This is a genomic window from Streptomyces sp. NPDC059456 (genome assembly GCF_042750055.1).
Taxonomy (GTDB): domain Bacteria; phylum Actinomycetota; class Actinomycetes; order Streptomycetales; family Streptomycetaceae; genus Streptomyces.
The window spans coordinates 1-3,292 of record NZ_JBHYVA010000159.1 but is presented as its reverse complement, the minus strand read 5'-3'; the positions used below and the strand labels follow the sequence as shown (position 1 = coordinate 3,292).

Sequence of the window (3,292 nt, the reverse complement as noted above, 5' to 3'; positions counted from 1 at the left end):
TGGGGTGTGAGTTTTGTTTCACCCGCGGGCGGGGGCGGCCCGGGGGGGGGGGGGGGGCGCGGGCCCCCGCCGCCCCGCCCGCGCCGGCCGGGGCCGCCCCCCGCGCCCCCCGAAACGCCGCAGCAGATGCACAAACGGTCCCGTCAGTGCAACGACGACGCACCGAATTCCGCCGAAGTCATCGGTCCGGCGCCCCCGCGGAGTTACCGTCCCTTCCACGGGAAGCAACGGAGCCGTCCCCCGAGGAGAGACACCATGACCGCTCACCCCGCCTGGCAGAAGTCCACGTACTGCGGCGAAGGAGACGCCTGCGTCTACGTCTCCGCGGCCCCCGGACACCTCGTCCGCGTCGCCGACCGGGCCGACCCGGCGCACCTGGTTCTGGCCACGACCCAGGCGGCCTGGGCCGACTTCCTTGACGCCGTCAAGGCACGGGGCTAGGGCCCGGCCCGGCACGACGCCGGGCTGACGCGCCCGGAATCATGCCCCTCAGGGGATTTTGTCCGATTAGCGCGTATCTTCGGCCCATGCCCACGCCCTACGGATCCCGCGGCGGCATGGCGTTCAGCGCCGCCGAGCTGCACGTGCTCAGGCGAACGCTCGCCCACGCCCTCCAGCCCTCCACGGCCCCCCTGACGGCCTCCGAGGTCCAGGACTGCCTGCGCCTCGCGCAGTCGGTGGACGAAGCGGTCCGGGAGGCGGGGCGGCTCAGAGAGTTCCTCCTCGCCGACCTCGCCCGCTACCGAGGCGCCCTGCCCGGCAGCCTCTCCGGCTACCTGGAACTGCTCCAGGACGCCCTGGCGGCCGGGTACGAGCCCGCGCCCGACGACCTCGCGGCGCTGCGCGCCCTGCGGGCCAACCCGGTCGCGGCGGCCTTGCTGGAACGCTGCCGGGGCATCGCCGAGCGCTCCGTGAAGCGGCGGTTCTCCGCGGCGCCGCCGCCCCGGACCCGGCTGCTCGCCCTGGCCGGCGGCAAGGACGCGGGGGACGCGGGGGACACGGGGGACACGGACGACCCCAAGGGCGGGACGAAGGGCGGGAAGGGCGAGAAAGGCGAGAAGGGCGAGAAGGGCGAGAAGGGCGGCAAGGAGGAGCCTGCGCGCCCCGCGCCGGGCCCCAAGGAGCCGAAGGGCCCCGAGCGGCCCGCCGAACGCCCGTCCGAGCGGCCCATTCCGACGCCGGGCGAGGTGTTCCCGCCGCGCCGCAAGCCCTCCCCGCCCCCGGCGGCCGGCCTCGCCGCCGGGTAGCTACGCTGGGGGCATGGACTACGTTTCCGCGCTCGTGCCCCCCGTAGTGATGGCCGGCTTCTTCATCGCACTCGTCGTGACGATCGTGAAGAGCCAGGGCGGCGCCAACAAGGCGAAGGAAGACGCGGCGGTCGACGCCGTGATCGCCCGCGCCGAGGCCGCCCGGCAGGCACAGCCCGGCAAGTAGCCGGCATCCGGACGGCGCGCAGCCGTCCCCCCGGCACGGACCGGACCGGGGGTTCCCGCGACTCCGTCGGGGCGCCCCCGGGATTTCGTGGCGCGTTGCCTCCCGAATGGCCGGGCAATTCCACACATTCCGCACTATCGTGCTGTTGTGCCTCGCCCCTTGGGAGAACTCGAAGACGCGGTCATGACGCGGGTGTGGCAGTGGAACCGCCCGGTCACTGTTCGTGAAGTACTGGAAGACCTCCAGCAGGAACGGTCCATCGCGTACACCACGGTCATGACGGTTATGGACAATCTCCATCAGAAGGGCTGGGTCCGCCGGGAAGCCGAAGGCCGCGCCTATCGATATACGGCGGTCTCCACCCGCGCCGCGTACTCGGCCGCACTGATGAACGAAGCGTGGTCGACGAGCGACAACCCCGCGGCCGCCCTCGTGGCCTTCTTCGGCATGATGTCCGCGGAACAGCGCGACGCCCTCCGGGACGCCATCCGCATCGTCGGGTACGACGCCGAGTCCGCCGCCGAGTCCGCCGCGGAGCCGGCCGCCGCGGCGGCCCCCGGAGGACTCCCCGAAGCGCCCTCCGAAGCACCTTCCGGACCCCCGCCCGCCGAAGGGGACTCCGCCGGGCGGGACACCGGGCCGGGGCGATAGCGTCCGGGCATGGGTGAGTTTTCCGCTGCACACGCAAAAACAGTGACGATCCGCCGTGCCCGCACCGGCGATGTTCCCGCACTGCGCCGCCTGCTCGACCAGTACGTGCAGCAGCGGATCCTCCTCGACAAAGCCCCGGTCGTCCTTTACGAGGACATCCAGGAGTTCTGGGTCGCGGAACACGACTCCGGCGGCCAGGTGGTGGGCTGCGGCGCTCTCCACGTCATGTGGGAAGACCTGGCCGAAGTGCGCACTCTCGCGGTCGACCGCGAGTTGAAGGGCGCCGGAGTGGGGCATCAGCTGCTGCGGCAGTTGTTGGACACCGCCCGGGCAGTGGGTGTCTCGAAGGTTTTCTGCCTGACCTTCGAAGTGGACTTCTTCGCGAAGCACGGCTTCGTCGAGATCGGCGAGACCCCGGTCGAGACCGATGTCTACATGGAGCTCCTGCGTTCCTATGACGAGGGCGTCGCCGAGTTCCTCGGTCTCGAACGAGTGAAGCCGAACACCTTGGGCAACAGCCGGATGCTTCTGCACCTCTGACGATCACGGCGGCTTTTCCCGTGCTCCGCGCACCTGTGGCCTATGTCCGAATCGCGCACGTTTCCCGCCGCGTTGCGGTCTCGAACCTCTCCAGGGGGGTTTGTGTTTTCCAGAGAAAAGCGGTTTCCTTTCCGCGTACTGCTTTTCGATGAAAGGAAATCCCGGTGGCACAGAAGGTTCAGGTCCTTCTTGTCGACGACCTCGACGGTGGCGAGGCGGACGAGACCGTGACGTTCGCTCTGGATGGCAAGACCTACGAGATCGACCTCACCACCGCCAACGCGGAGAAGCTGCGTTCCGCGCTTGCCGACTACGTCAAGGGCGCCCGCCGCACCGGCGGCCGCGCCTCCGGTGGCCGCGCCAAGACGCGCACGGCCGCGACCTCCGGCAACCCGGACACCGCCGAGATCCGCGCGTGGGCCAAGGCCCAGGGGATGAGCGTCAACGACCGCGGGCGCGTCCCGCAGGAGATCCGCGAGGCCTACGAGAACGCCAAGGGCTGACCCGCGGCCTCTCGCGCCAGGGGCGTACGCCGCCACAGGCGCGCCCGGTGGCATTCCGTCGCCGCCGCGGCGACCAGGCGTACGAGATCGGGCCCGGCACCACCGTGCCGGGGACCGGCACCCAGCCCGGGGCCGGGCGGGGCCGGCAGCAGTGCCTCGCACCC

At 71.3% G+C, this 3,292-nt stretch carries 6 protein-coding genes; all 6 read left to right on the top strand.

Annotated features, from left to right (window positions below; genetic code table 11):
* The first annotated feature begins 255 nt into the window (after positions 1-255).
* On the top strand, positions 256-441 hold the full coding sequence (locus ACFXA3_RS16475; RefSeq protein ID WP_054224235.1) for a DUF397 domain-containing protein: 186 nt from the start codon (positions 256-258) through the stop codon (positions 439-441).
* Between the two features lie 116 nt (positions 442-557).
* The gene (locus ACFXA3_RS16470) at positions 558-1,247 is read left to right on the top strand and encodes a hypothetical protein (RefSeq protein WP_385187337.1); all 690 of its coding nucleotides are present in this window, start codon (positions 558-560) and stop codon (positions 1,245-1,247) included.
* 13 nt (positions 1,248-1,260) lie between these two features.
* A complete protein-coding gene (locus ACFXA3_RS16465) occupies positions 1,261-1,434 on the top strand; it encodes a hypothetical protein (RefSeq protein ID WP_376202813.1) in 174 nt (57 codons plus the stop codon).
* Between the two features lie 147 nt (positions 1,435-1,581).
* On the top strand, positions 1,582-2,085 hold the full coding sequence (locus tag ACFXA3_RS16460) for a BlaI/MecI/CopY family transcriptional regulator (protein ID WP_385187316.1): 504 nt from the start codon (positions 1,582-1,584) through the stop codon (positions 2,083-2,085).
* A gap of 9 nt (positions 2,086-2,094) precedes the next feature.
* Complete coding sequence (locus ACFXA3_RS16455) at positions 2,095-2,625, top strand: amino-acid N-acetyltransferase (RefSeq protein WP_385187314.1); 531 nt, start codon at positions 2,095-2,097, stop codon at positions 2,623-2,625.
* A 164-nt stretch (positions 2,626-2,789) separates the two neighbouring features.
* Positions 2,790-3,128 carry an Lsr2 family protein gene (locus ACFXA3_RS16450; RefSeq protein ID WP_030867899.1) on the top strand — a complete coding sequence of 113 codons (339 nt, stop codon included), beginning with the start codon at positions 2,790-2,792 and terminating at the stop codon, positions 3,126-3,128.
* Positions 3,129-3,292 lie beyond the last annotated feature (164 nt).

Bases quoted from the DNA above. Each gene is read 5' to 3' on its own strand.
- ACFXA3_RS16475 (WP_054224235.1), top strand. From the start codon at position 256: ATGACCGCTCACCCCGCCTGGCAGAAGTCCACGTACTGCGGCGAAGGA.
- ACFXA3_RS16470 (WP_385187337.1), top strand. From the start codon at position 558: ATGGCGTTCAGCGCCGCCGAGCTGCACGTGCTCAGGCGAACGCTCGCC.
- ACFXA3_RS16465 (WP_376202813.1), top strand. From the start codon at position 1,261: ATGGACTACGTTTCCGCGCTCGTGCCCCCCGTAGTGATGGCCGGCTTC.
- ACFXA3_RS16455 (WP_385187314.1), top strand. From the start codon at position 2,095: ATGGGTGAGTTTTCCGCTGCACACGCAAAAACAGTGACGATCCGCCGT.